The 360-nt window shown below is 59.2% G+C and carries 1 protein-coding gene; it reads left to right on the top strand.

The annotated features are described in order from the left end of the window. The coding region (locus tag JOY50_RS28700) for an immunoglobulin-like domain-containing protein (protein WP_243056191.1) at nucleotides 1-360 on the top strand (360 nt) is incomplete at both ends.

Raw genomic sequence — 360 nt, 5'->3', positions numbered from 1 at the left:
TTTACAACGACGCCGGTGAAATCAGCGTTGGCATTAAATCGGCGGTAGACGCTACCGGCGCCACCTTCGAAAACCTGGAGTTGGGCGGCGCTGCGAAAGTGGATGTCACCGACACCACCGACGAAGTCGTGGCCAAGTTGACCGCCACTCCTTCGGTCACCGAAGGTGGCGAGATCACCTACACCGTCACCCTGACCAACAAAGACGGCCTGCCGATCAACAACCACGGTGCATTGACCTTCACGCTGAGCGACGGCAAGACCGTCATCACCGTACCGGCCAATGGCACCAGCGGTTCGATTACCGTCACTGCGCCGGACAACGTCTACGTTGGCAGCAACACTCCGGTAGTGCAGTCGA

The organism is Pseudomonas sp. BP01, assembly GCF_022760795.1.
GTDB classification, from domain to species: Bacteria; Pseudomonadota; Gammaproteobacteria; order Pseudomonadales; family Pseudomonadaceae; genus Aquipseudomonas; species Aquipseudomonas putida_Q.
Note: the sequence above shows the minus strand (reverse complement) of the source record. Positions and strands in the feature narration are given on the sequence as shown.